The 16,162-nt window shown below is 53.8% G+C and carries 12 protein-coding genes; 7 read left to right on the plus strand and 5 right to left on the minus strand.

All coding sequences use genetic code 11. The annotated features are described in order from the left end of the window. Positions 1–22: 22 nt before the first annotated feature. Complete coding sequence (metC, locus tag OGV71_RS07965) at positions 23–1,210, plus strand: cystathionine beta-lyase (RefSeq protein ID WP_044713735.1); 1,188 nt, start codon at positions 23–25, stop codon at positions 1,208–1,210. A gap of 131 nt (positions 1,211–1,341) precedes the next feature. Beyond that, the gene (gene yghB / locus OGV71_RS07970; RefSeq protein ID WP_003024510.1) at positions 1,342–2,001 is read left to right on the plus strand and encodes a DedA family general envelope maintenance protein YghB; all 660 of its coding nucleotides are present in this window, start codon (positions 1,342–1,344) and stop codon (positions 1,999–2,001) included. Positions 2,002–2,070: 69 nt separating this feature from the next. On the opposite strand, the gene OGV71_RS07975 is transcribed toward yghB, so the two are convergent. Beyond that, positions 2,071–2,970 carry an AraC family transcriptional regulator gene (locus OGV71_RS07975; RefSeq protein ID WP_153983661.1) on the minus strand — a complete coding sequence of 300 codons (900 nt, stop codon included), beginning with the start codon at positions 2,968–2,970 and terminating at the stop codon, positions 2,071–2,073. Positions 2,971–3,164: 194 nt separating this feature from the next. Between OGV71_RS07975 and yqhD the strand changes: the two genes are divergently transcribed. From yqhD to OGV71_RS07995, 4 genes are all read left to right on the plus strand, one after another. Continuing rightward, entirely contained in the window at positions 3,165–4,328 is a 1,164-nt protein-coding gene (gene yqhD / locus OGV71_RS07980; RefSeq protein WP_071696288.1) for an alcohol dehydrogenase, read from the plus strand. Positions 4,329–4,432: 104 nt separating this feature from the next. Continuing rightward, the gene (gene dkgA, locus OGV71_RS07985) at positions 4,433–5,260 is read left to right on the plus strand and encodes a 2,5-didehydrogluconate reductase DkgA (RefSeq protein ID WP_003024520.1); all 828 of its coding nucleotides are present in this window, start codon (positions 4,433–4,435) and stop codon (positions 5,258–5,260) included. 188 nt (positions 5,261–5,448) lie between these two features. Next, a complete protein-coding gene (locus tag OGV71_RS07990; RefSeq protein ID WP_286533022.1) occupies positions 5,449–6,903 on the plus strand; it encodes a DASS family sodium-coupled anion symporter in 1,455 nt (484 codons plus the stop codon). 44 nt (positions 6,904–6,947) lie between these two features. Next, on the plus strand, positions 6,948–7,403 hold the full coding sequence (locus tag OGV71_RS07995) for an HIT family protein (RefSeq protein WP_204583277.1): 456 nt from the start codon (positions 6,948–6,950) through the stop codon (positions 7,401–7,403). Positions 7,404–7,506: 103 nt separating this feature from the next. On the opposite strand, the gene OGV71_RS08000 is transcribed toward OGV71_RS07995, so the two are convergent. Further along, complete coding sequence (locus OGV71_RS08000) at positions 7,507–9,678, minus strand: YgiQ family radical SAM protein (protein ID WP_003024532.1); 2,172 nt, start codon at positions 9,676–9,678, stop codon at positions 7,507–7,509. 199 nt (positions 9,679–9,877) lie between these two features. Between OGV71_RS08000 and OGV71_RS08005 the strand changes: the two genes are divergently transcribed. Further along, the gene (locus tag OGV71_RS08005) at positions 9,878–11,353 is read left to right on the plus strand and encodes a TrkH family potassium uptake protein (protein ID WP_003024535.1); all 1,476 of its coding nucleotides are present in this window, start codon (positions 9,878–9,880) and stop codon (positions 11,351–11,353) included. A 16-nt stretch (positions 11,354–11,369) separates the two neighbouring features. Here OGV71_RS08005 and ftsP read toward each other — a convergent pair whose 3' ends face one another. From ftsP to parC, 3 genes are all read right to left on the minus strand, one after another. Further along, the gene (gene ftsP, locus OGV71_RS08010) at positions 11,370–12,782 is read right to left on the minus strand and encodes a cell division protein FtsP (RefSeq protein ID WP_003024538.1); all 1,413 of its coding nucleotides are present in this window, start codon (positions 12,780–12,782) and stop codon (positions 11,370–11,372) included. A 71-nt stretch (positions 12,783–12,853) separates the two neighbouring features. Further along, positions 12,854–13,591, minus strand: coding sequence for a 1-acylglycerol-3-phosphate O-acyltransferase (gene plsC / locus OGV71_RS08015; RefSeq protein WP_003024540.1), 738 nt, complete (start codon positions 13,589–13,591; stop codon positions 12,854–12,856). A 195-nt stretch (positions 13,592–13,786) separates the two neighbouring features. Further along, positions 13,787–16,045: a DNA topoisomerase IV subunit A gene (parC, locus tag OGV71_RS08020; RefSeq protein WP_204583276.1), complete on the minus strand. Its 2,259-nt coding sequence runs from the start codon at positions 16,043–16,045 to the stop codon at positions 13,787–13,789. Positions 16,046–16,162: the final 117 nt, after the last annotated feature.

Consider the following 16,162-nt stretch of genomic DNA (forward strand, 5'->3'; position numbering starts at 1 on the left):
GTATAAAAACAGGTAAGACAACATGGCAGATAAGCAACTTGAAACCAAGCTCGTTCACGCAGGACGCAGTAAAAAATACACGCTGGGCTCGGTAAATAGCGTGATCCAGCGCGCTTCTTCGCTGGTGTTTGACACCGTGGAGGCCAAAAAGCAGGCCACACACAACCGTGCCAACGGTGCGCTTTTCTATGGACGTCGCGGAACCCTGACGCATTTCTCTCTGCAGGAAGCGATGTGCGAACTGGAAGGCGGCGCGGGTTGCGCCTTGTTCCCTTGCGGTGCGGCTGCCGTTGCCAACACCATCCTCGCTTTTGTGGAGCAAGGCGATCATGTGCTGATGACCAATACCGCCTATGAACCCAGTCAGGATTTCTGCACCAAAATTCTCGGCAAGCTCGGCGTGTCCACCGGCTGGTTCGATCCGCTGATTGGCGCCGATATTGTGAAGCACATGCAGCCGAACACCAAAGTCGTATTTCTGGAGTCGCCCGGCTCTGTCACCATGGAAGTGCATGATGTTCCGGCTATTGTTGCCGCCGTCAGAAGCGTAGCACCTGACGCAATCATCATGATTGATAACACCTGGGCTGCCGGGGTGCTGTTCAAAGCGCTGGATTTTGGCATCGATATTTCTATTCAGGCAGGCACCAAATATCTGATTGGCCATTCCGACGGCATGGTCGGCACGGCGGTCTCTAACGCCCGCTGCTGGGATCAACTTCGCGAAAATGCGTATCTGATGGGGCAAATGCTGGACGCCGATACCGCCTATATGACCAGCCGTGGGCTGCGTACGCTGAGTGTACGCCTGCGTCAGCACCATGAAAGCAGCTTAAAGGTCGCCGAGTGGCTGGCCAGCCATCCGCAGGTCGCCCGCGTGAACCACCCGGCACTGCCCAGCAGTAAAGGGCATGAATTCTGGAAGCGTGATTTCACCGGCAGCAGCGGCCTGTTCTCCTTTGTATTGAATAAGAAACTCAATAATGAGGAGCTGGCCGCGTATCTGGATCACTTCAGCCTGTTCAGCATGGCCTACTCCTGGGGCGGTTTTGAGTCGCTGATTCTCGCCAACCAGCCGGAACACATTGCGGCAATCCGTCCGCAAGGCGAGGTGGACTTCAGCGGAACGCTCATCCGTTTGCATATCGGTTTAGAGAACGTTGACGATCTGATTGCCGATTTGGCCGCAGGATTTGCCCGAATCGAGTAAAATTGCCATAGATGGACATATATGCAGACACTTCTGGTGGAAAAGTCTGCAATTGTTGCGTCCGGGATCAAGGCATCCCGGACAATTCAGGAGTACAATCCACACATAAACGCTGTTCCACAGGAAAGTCCATGGTAGTCATTCAAGATATTGTCTCCGCGCTCTGGCAACACGATTTTGCCGCACTGGCGGATCCACACGTTGTGAGCGTGGTGTACTTCGTCATGTTCGCCACACTGTTTTTAGAAAATGGCCTGCTGCCCGCCTCCTTTTTACCCGGAGACAGCCTGTTATTGCTGGCAGGGGCGCTGATCGCTCAGGACGTGATGAGTTTTTTACCTACCATAGCTATTCTGACTGCCGCCGCCAGTCTGGGTTGCTGGCTGAGCTACATTCAGGGACGCTGGCTGGGCAACACGCGCACGGTGAAAGGCTGGCTGGCGCAATTACCTGAAAAATACCATCAACGCGCTACCTGCATGTTTGACCAACACGGGTTGATGGCGCTGCTTGCCGGGCGTTTCCTGGCGTTCGTCCGTACCTTGCTACCAACGATGGCGGGCATTTCAGGGCTTCCTAACCGTCGGTTCCAGTTTTTTAACTGGCTGAGCGGACTGCTGTGGGTCACCGTCGTCACCAGCTTCGGCTATGCGCTGAGTATGATCCCGTTCGTCAAACGTCATGAAGATCAGGTGATGACCTTTTTAATGATCCTGCCGATTGCTCTGTTAACCGCAGGTCTGTTGGGAACGTTGTTCGTGGTGATTAAAAAAAAATACTGTAGCGCCTGAGTATTAGCCGTATGCCGGAGTCACTCCGGCATTTCATTGATGGCGCACAGCTTTAAAGCCGACAAGAAATCAACTCCCCTGCATCATACGAATTCTTGCCGCATCTTCCCCCGGCGTTACGCCAAAGAAACGTTTGAACTCCCGACTGAATTGCGATGCGCTCTCATAGCCGACGCGCATTGCAGCCGCACTGGCCTTCATTCCATCGTGGATCATCATCATCCGTGCTTTATGCAGGCGATAGCTCTTCAGATATTGCAGCGGCGAGGTACTGGTCACCGCTTTAAAATTATGATGAAACGCCGATACGCTCATGTTCGCCTCTGCCGCCAGCTGTTCTACATTGAGGTTTTCGGTGTATTTGGTTTCAATCCGCTTGAGTACCCGGCTTATCAAACTGAAATGCGTCTGGCGACTTACCAGCGCAAGTAACGCGCCACCGCGCGGCCCGGTCAGCACATGGTAGAGGATTTCGCGAATGATCTGTTTCCCCAGAATACGCGCATCCAGCGGTCGCTCCATCACATCCAGCAGGCGCTCAGCAGCACAGAGAATTTCGTCTGAGAGCGTCGCAGAGTTAATCCCACTGGCAGCCATAGCGGGCTGGAACAGCTCGTCTTCCCCAATGTCCATCAACAGCTCCTGCAATTGCAGGATATCGACATTCAGGTAAATACCGGCCAGAGGAACCTCCGGCGTCGCATACGTTTCACATTCGAAGGGTAAAGGTACGGTTAGCAGCAGGTATTCGTTGGCGTCATAGCGAAAGACGCGCTCATTAATGTAACCAATTTTATGTCCCGAAAAGAGAAATATGATGCCTGGCTGATACATGACTGGTGTACGCGCCGCCGGCTCCGTACCGTGTAGCAGGCGGACATCTGGCAGCAGTTCGTTGAGTTTATTTTCATTGTTTTTCAGCTGCTTAATTTTATCTGTCAGCAGAAGGCAGATCTCATCACGGTTCATGGGGCACCATTTCATTATCGTTTTTCGACCCTGACATAATGCGCAGATTTATCCGTTTTCTCCAGCAGTCTGTAGAAATGGGCAAGACATCGGCAGAAATGAGCATTGAGAGCAACGCGGCGGGCGACCACAATGTTCATCATCCGGCAGACACTCTCCTGCCCTCTTTTATTACCCACCAAAGGGAACGAGCAATGAACAACTTTAATCTCCATACCCCAACACGTATTTTGTTTGGTAAAGGCGCGATTGCTGAGCTGCGCGATCAAATTCCTCAGGACGCTCGCGTGCTAGTTACTTACGGCGGCGGCAGCGTGAAAAAAACAGGTGTCCTGGCACAGGTTCAGGACTCGCTGAAAGGCCTGGACGTGCTGGAGTTTGGCGGTATCGAGCCAAATCCGTCTTATGAAACGCTGATGAACGCGGTAAAAATCGTGCGTGATGAGAAAGTGACGTTTCTGCTGGCAGTAGGCGGCGGTTCCGTGCTGGACGGCACCAAATTCATCGCGGCTGCTGCACAGTACGCGGACGGCGTAGACCCATGGCGTATTCTGGAAACCCACGGCAATGACGTAACAAGCGCCATCCCGATGGGCTCCGTATTAACCCTGCCCGCAACCGGCTCTGAATCTAACTCCGGCGCGGTAATTTCGCGTAAAACCACCGGCGATAAACTGGCCTTTATGACCCCGTTTGTGCAGCCAGTATTTGCCGTACTGGATCCGGTTTACACCTACACCCTGCCGCCACGTCAGGTTGCAAACGGCGTCGTGGATGCGTTCGTTCATACCGTTGAGCAGTATGTGACTTATCCGGTCGACGGGAAAATTCAGGATCGCTTTGCCGAAGGCATTCTGCTCACACTGGTAGAAGAAGGTCCGAAAGCCTTGCAGGAACCGGAAAACTACAACGTGCGTGCGAACGTCATGTGGGCGGCAACCCAAGCGCTGAACGGTCTGATTGGCGCAGGGGTACCGCAGGACTGGGCAACGCATATGCTGGGTCATGAACTGACTGCAATGCACGGTCTGGATCATGCTCAAACACTGGCCATCGTTCTGCCAGCGCTGTGGAATGAAAAACGTGATACCAAGCGTGCCAAACTGCTGCAATACGCAGAGCGTATCTGGAATATCACCGAAGGAAGCGATGACCAGCGCATCGACGCCGCCATTGCCGCAACCCGCGCTTTCTTCGAACAAATGGGCGTACCGACTCGCCTGTCTGACTACGGTCTGGACGGTAGCTCCATCCCGGCGCTGCTGGAAAAACTGCAAGCGCATGGCGGTACGAAGCTGGGCGAACATCAGGACATTACGCTTGAGGTCAGCCGTCGGATTTACGAAGCTGCCCGCTAAGGTTTTTTAACCTCCGCCTTTCGTTTTTGGGTATTTATACCAGACTTAAGTCACACCTATGTCACCGGAATATGTTCCGGTGACAGTCATTAAGGGGAGGAATTATGACCACTCCAACCATTATCAAACTACAGGATGGTAACGTCATGCCGCAACTGGGCCTGGGGGTCTGGAAGGCAAGCAACGAAGAAGTCATCACTGCCATTCATAAAGCGCTGGAAGTGGGGTATCGCTCAATTGATACCGCGGCAGCGTACAAAAACGAAGAAGGTGTCGGCAAAGCAATACGTGACGCAGGCGTGCCACGGGAAGAGTTATTCATTACCACCAAGCTATGGAATGATGACCAGAAACGCCCCCGGGAAGCCTTGCTCGAAAGCATGGAGAAACTCCAGCTTGATTACCTCGATCTATACCTGATGCACTGGCCAGTTCCGGCGATCGACCACTACGTTGAAGCGTGGGAAAACATGATCGACCTGCAAAAAGAAGGGCTGATTAAGAGCATCGGCGTGTGCAACTTTCAGATCAACCATCTCCAGCGACTGATGGATGAAACCGGCGTACCTCCGGTGATTAATCAGATAGAACTTCACCCGCTCATGCAGCAGCGCCAGCTGCACGCCTGGAACGCCACACATAAAATCCAGACCGAATCCTGGAGCCCGCTGGCGCAGGGCGGCAAAGACGTCTTCGATCAAAAGATAATCCGTGACCTCGCAGAGAAATATGGCAAATCACCGGCGCAGATTGTCATCCGCTGGCATCTGGATAGCGGCCTGGTGGTGATTCCGAAATCGGTCACCCCTGCGCGTATCGCAGAAAACTTTAACGTCTGGGACTTCCGCCTGGATAAAGATGAATTAGGCGAAATCGCGAAACTCGATCAGGGCAAGCGTCTGGGGCCAGACCCGGACCAGTTCGGCGGTTAACCCCTTCCCTCCAGCCCGACACTCTCGTCGGGCCTTTACTGATTTGAAATATCAGGAAACAATTCACGCACATATATTGTTGTATTTCTTGCAGTCACTGGAGCAGCATTGCGCAACATAACCTGTTAATTATTAAATAAATATATTTATTTGATGAATACATTCACCATATCCATAGGTGCGTAACCGTGACTGAGAAAAAAGGTAATGGAGTCAAATGGCTCCCATTAATTCTTATAACATTCATTTCTGCCGGGCTGTGGCAACTTACCCCTCCATCCGGGTTAAGTGCGCCAGCCTGGCATTCGGCAATTATCTTCGTTGCGACGATTGCTTCTATCGTGGCAAAAGTTTTACCCATCGGCGCGGTCGGCATTATTGGGATTACGGTTTTTGCACTCGCCTATGCGGCCGGGGATAAAACCGCCAGCGGCGCTATCACCACGGCACTGAGTGAGCTGAACAGTTCACTTATCTGGCTTATCGTCGTGGCTTTTATGATTGCCCGCGGTTTTATCAAAACTGGCCTCGGACGACGCATTGCGCTGCAGATGATCCGTCTGCTCGGCAAGCGCACGCTGGGACTCGCCTATGGTCTGGCTTTTGCCGATCTGATCCTCTCCCCGGCAATGCCGAGTAATACGGCACGCTGCGGCGGTGTCATCTATCCGATTGCCGACTCTCTGGCACGCAGTTTCCATTCGAACCCGGAAGATGAGTCCCGCAGTAAAATCGGTACCTTTCTTATCACCTGCATTGGCAACGTCAACGACGTCACCGCCGCGCTCTTTATGACCGGTTATACCGGCAACCTGTTGGCGGTGAAGTTGGCGGCCAATGCGGGCGTCACGCTGACCTGGGGCAGCTGGTTTATGGCGGCGCTGCTGCCATGCCTTGTGTCCTTACTGCTGGTTCCACTGCTGGTCTACTGGATCGTGCGCCCGGAAATAAAGCACACGCCAGATGCCCCGAACCTGGCGCGCAAAGAGCTGGCTGAAATGGGCAGTATGTCTCGCGGCGAATGGCTGATGCTGGTTACCGTCGGCGTACTGCTGGTGCTGTGGATTTTTGGCGATACGTTGGGCGTCGACGCCACTACTGCCTCGTTCGTGGGACTGTCCATTTTATTGCTAAGCGGCGTTCTGAGCTGGGAAGATGTGAAAAGCGAGAAAGGCGCATGGGACACGCTGATTTGGTTTGCCGCGCTGCTGATGATGGCGAACCAGCTGAAAAAACTAGGTTTCACTACCTGGTTTGGCAATCTGATCGGCGATAGCCTGAGCAGTACTATGCACGGTACCAGTTGGGTGATCGTCCTGTTGCTGCTGAATGCCGCCTACTTCTATACCCACTACTTTTTTGCCAGCGGTAATGCACAGATTGCCGCGCTGTACGCCGTTTTCCTCGGCGTCGGCCTGCATCTGAATATCCCCGCAGCCCCCACGGCGTTAATGCTGGCCTTCACCAGCAGTTTGTACTGCTCGCTCACCCAGTACACCCACGCTCGCGGTCCAATCCTGTTTGGTGCCGGGTACGTTCCAACGGGCGTCTGGTGGCGCACAGGATTTATCATTAGCTTGTTTAACCAGGCGGTGTTTATCACCGTAGGTCTGATGTGGTGGAAGGTGTTGGGTCTGTACTAAACTAACTGCGCCCTGACGAATCACCTTACCTGCGGAGAAAAGGAATGACCTGTATTTTCTGTCAAATTGTTGAAGGTAAAGCACCCTGCCATAAGGTCTGGGAAGACGAGCACCATCTGGCTTTTCTGTCGATTTTCCCGAACACCGACGGTTTTACCGTGGTGATCCCGAAAAAGCATTACCCCAGCTATGCCTTCGATATGCCGCCGCAGGCGTTGGCTGACCTGATGATGGCAACCCAAAAAGTGGCTAAGAAACTGGATAAGGCTTTCCCGGATGTCAGTCGTACGGGGATGTTCTTCGAAGGTTTCGGCGTAGACCATGTGCACAGCAAATTAAGCCCCATGCACGGCACTGGCGATCTAACTCACTGGAAACCGATTGAGTCGCGGCAGACCAAATTTTTCGAGCAATATGAAGGGTATCTGTCATCACACGATCATGAACGGGCGGATGACGAAAAGCTGGCCGCATTAGCGGCCAGCATTCGTGAGGCATAAATACTGAGCACTTCTGCCGGATGGCGGTGCAAGCACCTTATCCGGCCTACAAAACTGTGCTGTTCGTAGGTCTGATAAGCATTTCACCACCGAGCAAAGCAAATTAACGTCCCGCTACTTTCCCGCGTTTTTTGTTTGCGGCAGGGGTCTGGCGCTGGTGCGCCACCGGAGTGTGCTTGGTCAACGCCGGACGGGTATGACGGTTCTGGCGACGTGCTTCGCGCATCTCTTCCAGGGTAGGCGCCGGAACCAGACATTCACGACGACCGCCGATCAGATGCTTTTTACCCATGTCTTCCAGCGCCTGGCGGATTAACGGCCAGTTAGCTGGATCGTGGTAACGCAGCAGGGCTTTATGCAAACGGCGCTGCTTATCACCTTTCGGCACCACCACGTCTTCACTCTTATAACCAATTTTACCCAGCGGGTTTTTCCCGGTGTAATACATGGTTGTGGAGTTCGCCAGCGGCGATGGATAAAAGTTCTGCACCTGATCCAGACGGAAACGACGTTGTTTCAGCCACAGCGCCAGATTCACCATATCCTCGTCACGCGTACCCGGGTGCGCGGAGATGAAGTACGGGATCAGGTACTGCTCTTTACCCGCCTGTTTAGAGTAGGTATCGAACAACTCCTTAAAGCGATCGTAGCTGCCCATCCCCGGCTTCATCATCTTCGACAGCGGGCCTTCTTCAGTATGCTCTGGCGCAATCTTCAGATAGCCGCCAACGTGGTGGGTCGCCAGCTCTTTGATATAGCGCGGATCTTCAACCGCGATGTCATAGCGCACACCGGAAGCAATGAGAATCTTTTTAATGCCTTTCAAATCACGCGCCCGGCGATAAAGGTTAATCGTCGGTTCGTGATTGGTGTCCATATGCGGACAGATATCCGGATAGACGCATGACAGACGACGGCAGGTCTGCTCCGCACGCGGTGACTTACAGCGCAGCATATACATGTTCGCCGTTGGGCCGCCGAGGTCCGAAATCACGCCGGTAAAACCTGGAACGGTGTCGCGAATGGCTTCGATTTCATTGATGATCGAGTCTTCAGAGCGGCTCTGGATGATGCGGCCTTCGTGCTCGGTGATCGAACAGAACGAACAGCCGCCAAAGCAGCCACGCATAATGTTGATCGAGAAACGGATCATCTCATAGGCCGGAATGCGGCTGTCGCCATACGCCGGGTGGGGCACGCGCTTGTACGGCAGCGCAAAGACGCTATCCATCTCTTCGGTAGACAGCGGAATAGCTGGCGGGTTGATCCAGATGTAGCGATCGCCGTGCTTTTGCATCAGCGCACGCGCGCAGCCAGGGTTGGTTTCGTGGTGCAGGATACGCGACGCATGCGCATACAGCACTTTATCGCCCTTCACTTTTTCAAAGGACGGCAGCAGCACGTAGGTTTTTTCCCACGGTTTCGGACGCGGCGGCTGTACGGTTACCGCTTTCGCTTCCTGCTTTTTCGGTGCGACCGGTTTGTTGTCAGCACACGGCAGATCTTCGCCGTACGGATGCGGGATCGGATCAATCTTGCCCGGCGTGTCGAGACGCGTGGAATCCACCCCACTCCAGCCCGGCAGCGCTTCTTTAACCATAATCGCGGTGTTACGCACGTCGCGGATCTGATCGATGGTTTCGCCCATCGCCAGACGATGCGCCACTTCCACCAGCGGACGTTCGCCGTTGCCGAACATCAGCATGTCGGCTTTGGAATCCACCAGAACAGAGCGACGAACGGTATCAGACCAGTAGTCATAGTGCGCGGTACGGCGCAGGCTGGCCTCAATGCCGCCGAGAATAACCGGCACATCTTTCCATGCTTCTTTACAACGCTGGGTATAGACCAGCGTGGCGCGGTCCGGGCGTTTACCTGCTACGTTGTCTGGTGTGTAGGCATCGTCATGGCGCAGTCGGCGATCTGCGGTGTAACGGTTGATCATCGAGTCCATGTTGCCTGCGGTCACACCAAAGAACAGGTTCGGTTTACCCAAACGCATAAAATCGTCTTTGTTGTTCCACTCAGGCTGGGCGATAATCCCTACACGAAAGCCCTGCGCTTCCAGCATACGGCCGCATATTGCCATGCCAAAGCTGGGATGATCGACGTATGCATCGCCGGTAACCAGAATGATGTCGCAGCTATCCCAGCCAAGTTGGTCCATTTCGTCGCGTGACATCGGCAAAAACGGTGCCGGGCCAAAACAGGCAGCCCAGTACTGCGGCCAGGAGAAAAGGTCTCTGTCCGGCTGGATCAGGGATATTGCGCTCATAATGCTTCCAAAAATGGTAAAAAAATAATCAAAGGCCGGGGATTATACGCTGTATGTCGACAAGAAATGAAGTGGAGTCTGAACCAGGGCAGTAGAAAGTTATATAAATTGTTAAATTTTACGACGCTCATTTTTATCAATCATAATTAACACCATGCCGGCCAGCTGAGATAACTCTTTTTCGGCGGGGGATTTTTCATTGCGACTCAACGATTCACTGCATATTTCCCAGTTACGGGTTGTTGTTCACCTGTGTGGGTTTCTGGTTCTTCTCTACAGCTTTTCTATGCTGCCACCGATGGCCATCGCTTTGTTAAACAAAGAGCGGAGTTTGTTCGCTTTTTTCAGCACATTTATGACTTTCTTCACCCTCGGCGGCGGAGCGTGGCTGGCAACCAAACATGCGGGTATTCAACTGCGAACACGGGATGGTTTCGTTATTATCGTCCTGTTCTGGCTGTTGTTTTCGTTTATCAGCGCGATGCCGATGTGGATGGACGATGGCTTAAACCTCTCCTTTGCGGATGCCCTGTTTGAAGGGGTTTCCGGGATTACCACCACGGGCGCAACGGTAATTGGCGACGTCAGCGCCATGCCGAAGTCGTATCTCTACTATCGGGCTCAGCTCAATTTTATTGGTGGCCTGGGTGTTATTGTCCTCGCCGTGGCGGTATTACCGCTTTTGGGTATCGGCGGCATGAAGCTGTATCAGTCTGAAATGCCGGGCCCTTTTAAAGAAGAACGCCTCACGCCAAGACTTGCTGATACTGCACGTACGCTGTGGCTGACCTATGTCATTCTGGGTCTTATCTGTACCCTGGCCTACTGGGCTGCCGGGATGTCGTTCTTCGATGCCTTATGCCACGGGCTGTCGACGGTTTCTCTCGGCGGATTTTCCACTCGCAGTGAAAGCATCGGCTTCTATAACAGCCATGCGATCGAGCTGGTCGCTGGGGTGTTTTCCCTGCTGTCTGCGTTTAACTTCACCCTCTGGTACGTGGCTATCGTGAAACGTACCTTCAAACCCTTTCGTCGTAATGCCGAACTGCGTTTCTTTTTGCTTATTGCGTTGGTTGTCACTCTGATCGCCACCTGGCAAGTTTGGCGGGCAGGCATGTACGGATTAACGGACAGCCTGGTGCATGCTTTTTTTCTGGCCAGTTCGATGCTGACAGATAATGGCCTGTCGACGGCGGATTACGCGCAGTGGCCTTCGCACACGATCTTCATGCTGCTCAGCGCCAGTTTCTTCGGCGGTTGTGTGGGATCGACCTGCGGGGGGATTAAGGTGCTGCGTTTTTTGATTATGTTCAAGCAGTGCCGTCAGGAGTTACACCAGCTCGCGCATCCCCGTGCCCTGCTGAACATTAAAGTGGGCAATAGCGTGGTAAGCGACCGGGTGGTGCGTTCAGTATGGAGCTTTTTCTTTCTCTACGTTTTGTTCACCAGCTTTTTTATCTGGGCGCTCAATCTGATGGGCTACGATCTCTTCTCCTCTTTTGCCACCGTCGCCGCCTGCATCAACAATATGGGGCTAGGATTTGGCGTCACCGCCACGACATTTGGCACCTTAAATGAGGAAGCAAAGCTACTGATGTGCGCGGCCATGATCATGGGGCGTCTGGAGATTTACCCCATTCTGATCCTGTTCTCGCGCATGTTCTGGCGGGCATAACGGAAATCCCGGCGCATTACGGCGCCGGGTTCACCAACATCTGTCCGATTGAGCCACGATCTGCCATTTCCAGCGTCTGGCTATTAAAGTAGAACGGGAAATGGGCCCAGGAAGGCTGTCCGTAATAAACCAGTAATTCAACCTGGCCGTCAACCCAGACAGTATCTTTCCAGCCTCTGTCTTCCGGGAACGGCATCGCGCCATTCACATTACGGATCAGGAACGAGACGCCTTCAATATGGAAGGACTGGGGCATATCCGCCCGCACAGTCCAGCGCTCCCAGGAGCCCTGCTGAGCGGTAATATCCATACGATTGACGTCCCACAGCTGACCGTTGATGCCAGGGTCATCGTCCAGGCTGATATCACGGCTGCGAATCGGCGAACCGCTGAGGATTTCCGTTGGCAGCAGGCGCATTGGCAGGCTGTCAGTCACCAGCGGCAGAAGCCCCGTTGGACGCAGAGTCAGCACCAGCGTGGAGATGAGAATACTGGAAGGCTCAAAGAACCCACGGATCCTGTCGACAATACTGGCTGCCTCGCCACAGGTGATAGAGACCTCATTACCGTTCGTCATATCCACCAGGATCTCACGACGCTCGCCAGGCGCCAGCGAGAGCTGTTTCACCGAAACGGGCGCAGGTAAAAAGCCCTGATCGCTGGAAATCACATGCAGCGCACGGCCATCGCTCATTTGCAACTGGTAACGACGCGAGTTTGAAGCGTTCAGTAAACGCAAGCGCACCCAGCCGCGGGAGACTTCGACATACGGGCTTTGCGCCCCATTGACCAGCAGCGTATCACCGACAAAGCCACCGCTGCCGGGCTCGCTGTATTCCGGCGTGCCAAAGTTGTCCAGCCGCTTGTCCTGGATAATGACCGGAAAATCATCCACGCCATAGTGGTTGGGAATAGACAGTGATTTACTCACTTCATCTTCAACCAGCCACATCCCGGCAAGGCCGTTATAGACCTGCTGAGCAGTACGATTTGGCGTATTGGCGTGATACCACAACGTGGCGGCATTCTGGCGAATCGGTAGCACCGGCGCCCAGTCAGCATTCGGGGACATCATGCGCGCCGGGCCGCCCATCAGCGGGCCTGGTACCTGTAACCCGGCGACGGTCATCGAGACATTCTCAGTCAGACGGTTGCTGTAGATAAGCTTGACGTCATCCCCTTTCCAGACGCGAATTGTCGGTCCCAGGTAGCGGCCGTTAATTCCCCAGACAGGTGCGCGCGTGCCTTGTGTAAAGGACCAGTGCGCACGTTGCAGCGTCATAAATAGCGGCTGCCCCCGGCGGGATTCCAGCAGCGGAGGCACAGGTAACGGTTGTTGCTGACCGGCAGCATTAGCCTTCAGCGGAACAGCACCTGCACACAGTGCGATCCCCGATGCCTGAATGAACTGACGCCGACTGAATGACATATAAACTCCATAAAAAACTGGCTATTAACACGCAGGAAGTCATTTCCTGTAAAAAACCCGAATTGCGCGGATTAAACCTTACCGGCGGCTTCCCGCTCAGCAACTTCTTTATCGAGCTCTGCGATTTTTTGTTCCATCAGCGTGCGGCAATGTGCTGCCAGTTCACGAACCTGATCTTTGCCAAAGTGGCTAATATCCACCGGCGGCAACATCTCGACAATCGCCAAACCATTATTGAGTCTGTTTAATTTTATCTTGTTCGAGGTTGTGGAAACGCATACCGGAATGACCGGGACACCAGCAGCAATCGCAGCATGGAACGCGCCGGTTTTAAACGGAAGCAGACCGCGACCGCGGCTACGCGTTCCTTCCGGGAACATCCAGATAGAAATGCGGCGTTTTTTGAAATGATTCACCACGGCAGCAATGGTGCTGTGCGCTTTTGCGCGGTTATTTCTGTCAATCAACAGGTTACCGGTTAACCAGTACAGCTGCCCGAAGAAAGGGATCCACAGCAGGCTTTTTTTACCCACCGTCACCGTCGGCGGTTGAACGATATTCGCAGCAGTAACCATGTCATAGTTGTTCTGATGGTTACAAATATAGATAGCATTACCATAGTTCTGCGCGTCTGCCGGCATGCGGCACTCGACCTTCAGACCATAAAGGGGAGCCAGGCGGCCAAACATATGACCGAACGTTGCAACGTGTTTTGGATTTCGCGGGCTGAACAGACAGTATATGCAACCGAAAATACAGACCAGAACGCAGTAAATAACAGTAATAATTAAACGAAAAATATATAGCATAACAACCTCTAAGGCCTAAGAGCCTGGCATTTTACGTCACCTGATTCATCACGCGGTATCAGGTTAGGGCTTTGTTAAGGGCGGCTCTCTGGAAAAGCGTATTGTTAATCGCAACGCACGAATAAACAACGGTTTCACGGGAATTTTTAACGTTGGCTCTCCCTGGGCTTTAACAGGGAGAGCCGGACGGTAGCGTTATTCTTCGCTGTCGCCGTGATTGGCGCGTCGAGGCGAGTCAATCTCAATGCTGTCGATACGCTGCAGACCACGCATTAGCGTGCCGCGACGGCCGCGCTCGCCGGTCACTTTCTGCAACTCTTCGGGACGCAGTTTGATTTTGCGCTTACCGACGTGGATAGTCAGCGTGCTCTGCGGCGGCAGCACGTAAAGTTGCGCCAGACCATCCTCGCCTTTCGCCGCTTCCGCTGAAGGGATATTAATGATCTTGTTCCCTTTGCCTTTCGACAACTGCGGTAAATCGCTCACCGGGAACATCAACATGCGACCAGCCTGAGTAATCGCCAGCAGCATATCGGTTTCATCTTCAATCACCACCGGCTGCATGACGCGCGCATTCTCTGGCAGCGTAATCAATGCCTTACCTGCACGGTTACGTGCTACCAGGTCATTGAAGGTGCAGACAAAACCGTAGCCCGCATCCGATGCCATCAGCAGTTTCTGATCATCGCCCTCCATCAGCATGTGCTCAACCGTCGCGCCCGGCGGCAGAGTGAGCTTCCCGGTCAGCGGTTCACCCTGACCGCGCGCCGACGGCAGCGTAATCGGATCGATGGCATAGCTGCGACCGGTCGAGTCCACGAACACCACCGGCTGATTGCTCTTACCCTTCACTGCCGACTTAAAGCTGTCGCCCGCTTTATAGCTTAATCCCGGCGCATCGATGTCGTGGCCTTTCGCGCTACGCACCCAGCCACTCTGGGACAACACAATAGTCACCGGCTCAGACGGCAGCATGTCGTGCTCGCTCATCGCCTTCGCTTCTTCGCGCTCCTGCAGCGGAGAACGACGATCGTCGCCATAGGCCTCAGCGTCAGCCTGCAGCTCTTTCTTCAGCAGGTTATTCATTTTACGTTCAGATGCCAGAATGGCCTGCAACTGATCGCGCTCTTTCGCCAGTTCATCCTGCTCGCCGCGGATTTTCATCTCTTCGAGTTTGGCAAGATGGCGCAATTTCAGCTCAAGGATGGCTTCAGCCTGGGTTTCAGAAATACCAAACCGCGACATCAGCTCTGGCTTAGGTTCATCTTCATGACGAATAATTTCGATTACTTCGTCAATATTGAGGAACGCCACCAGCAAGCCTTCAAGAATGTGCAGGCGCTTGAGCACTTTTTCCAGACGATAATTCAGGCGGCGGCGCACGGTATCGCGGCGGAACGCCAGCCATTCGGTGAGGATCTCCAGCAGGTTTTTCACCGCCGGACGACCATCAAGACCGATCATGTTCAGGTTTATGCGGTAACTTTTTTCCAGATCGGTGGTGGCAAACAGGTGGTTCATCACCTGCTCCATATCCACGCGATTGGAGCGCGGGACAATCACCAGACGAGTCGGGTTTTCGTGATCCGATTCGTCGCGCAGGTCGTCTACCATCGGCAGCTTTTTATTGCGCATTTGAGCAGCGATCTGCTCCAGCACTTTTGCCCCGGAAACCTGATGTGGCAGCGCGGAAATCACCACCGCGCCGTCTTCTTTCGTCCATACCGCACGCATACGTACGGAGCCGCGTCCGTTTTCGTAAATCTTACGAATCTCCGCGCGCGAGGTAATGATCTCCGCTTCGGTCGGGTAATCCGGCCCCTGCACGATATCCAGCAACTGATCCAGCGTCGTTTTCGGCTGCTCAATCAGAGTAATCGCTGCTTTTGCCACTTCACGCAGGTTGTGCGGCGGAATGTCCGTTGCCATACCAACGGCAATACCGGTCGTACCGTTGAGCAGAATATTTGGCAGACGCGCAGGCAGCATCTTCGGCTCCTGCATGGTGCCGTCAAAGTTCGGCACCCAGTCCGACGTGCCCTGACCGAGTTCACCCAGCAGGACTTCCGCATATTTAGACAGGCGGGATTCGGTATAACGCATCGCCGCGAAGGATTTCGGATCGTCCGGCGCCCCCCAGTTCCCCTGCCCGTCAACCAACGGATAACGGTAAGAGAACGGCTGCGCCATCAGCACCATCGCTTCATAGCAGGCGCTGTCGCCGTGCGGATGGTATTTACCCAGCACGTCACCGACGGTACGGGCGGATTTTTTAAATTTGGCGCTGGCATTCAGCCCCAGTTCGGACATCGCGTACACGATGCGACGCTGAACGGGTTTCAAACCATCGCCAATAAACGGCAACGCCCTATCCATGATGACGTACATGGAATAGTTCAGATAGGCGTTTTCCGTGAATTCATGCAGCGCCAGGCGCTCTGCCATATCGCTCATTAATCGTGGTTCCTCAACTTTGTACCCCTCTATTGAAGGGCAATATTGCCGCAGATACTACCCTATCTGGCGTGTTGAGTCACAAAGAAAAGGGCCGCGGACGCGGCCCTGATGGGG

The sequence above is a fragment of the Citrobacter sp. Cf088 genome, from assembly GCF_030334295.1.
GTDB classification, from domain to species: Bacteria; Pseudomonadota; Gammaproteobacteria; order Enterobacterales; family Enterobacteriaceae; genus Citrobacter; species Citrobacter freundii.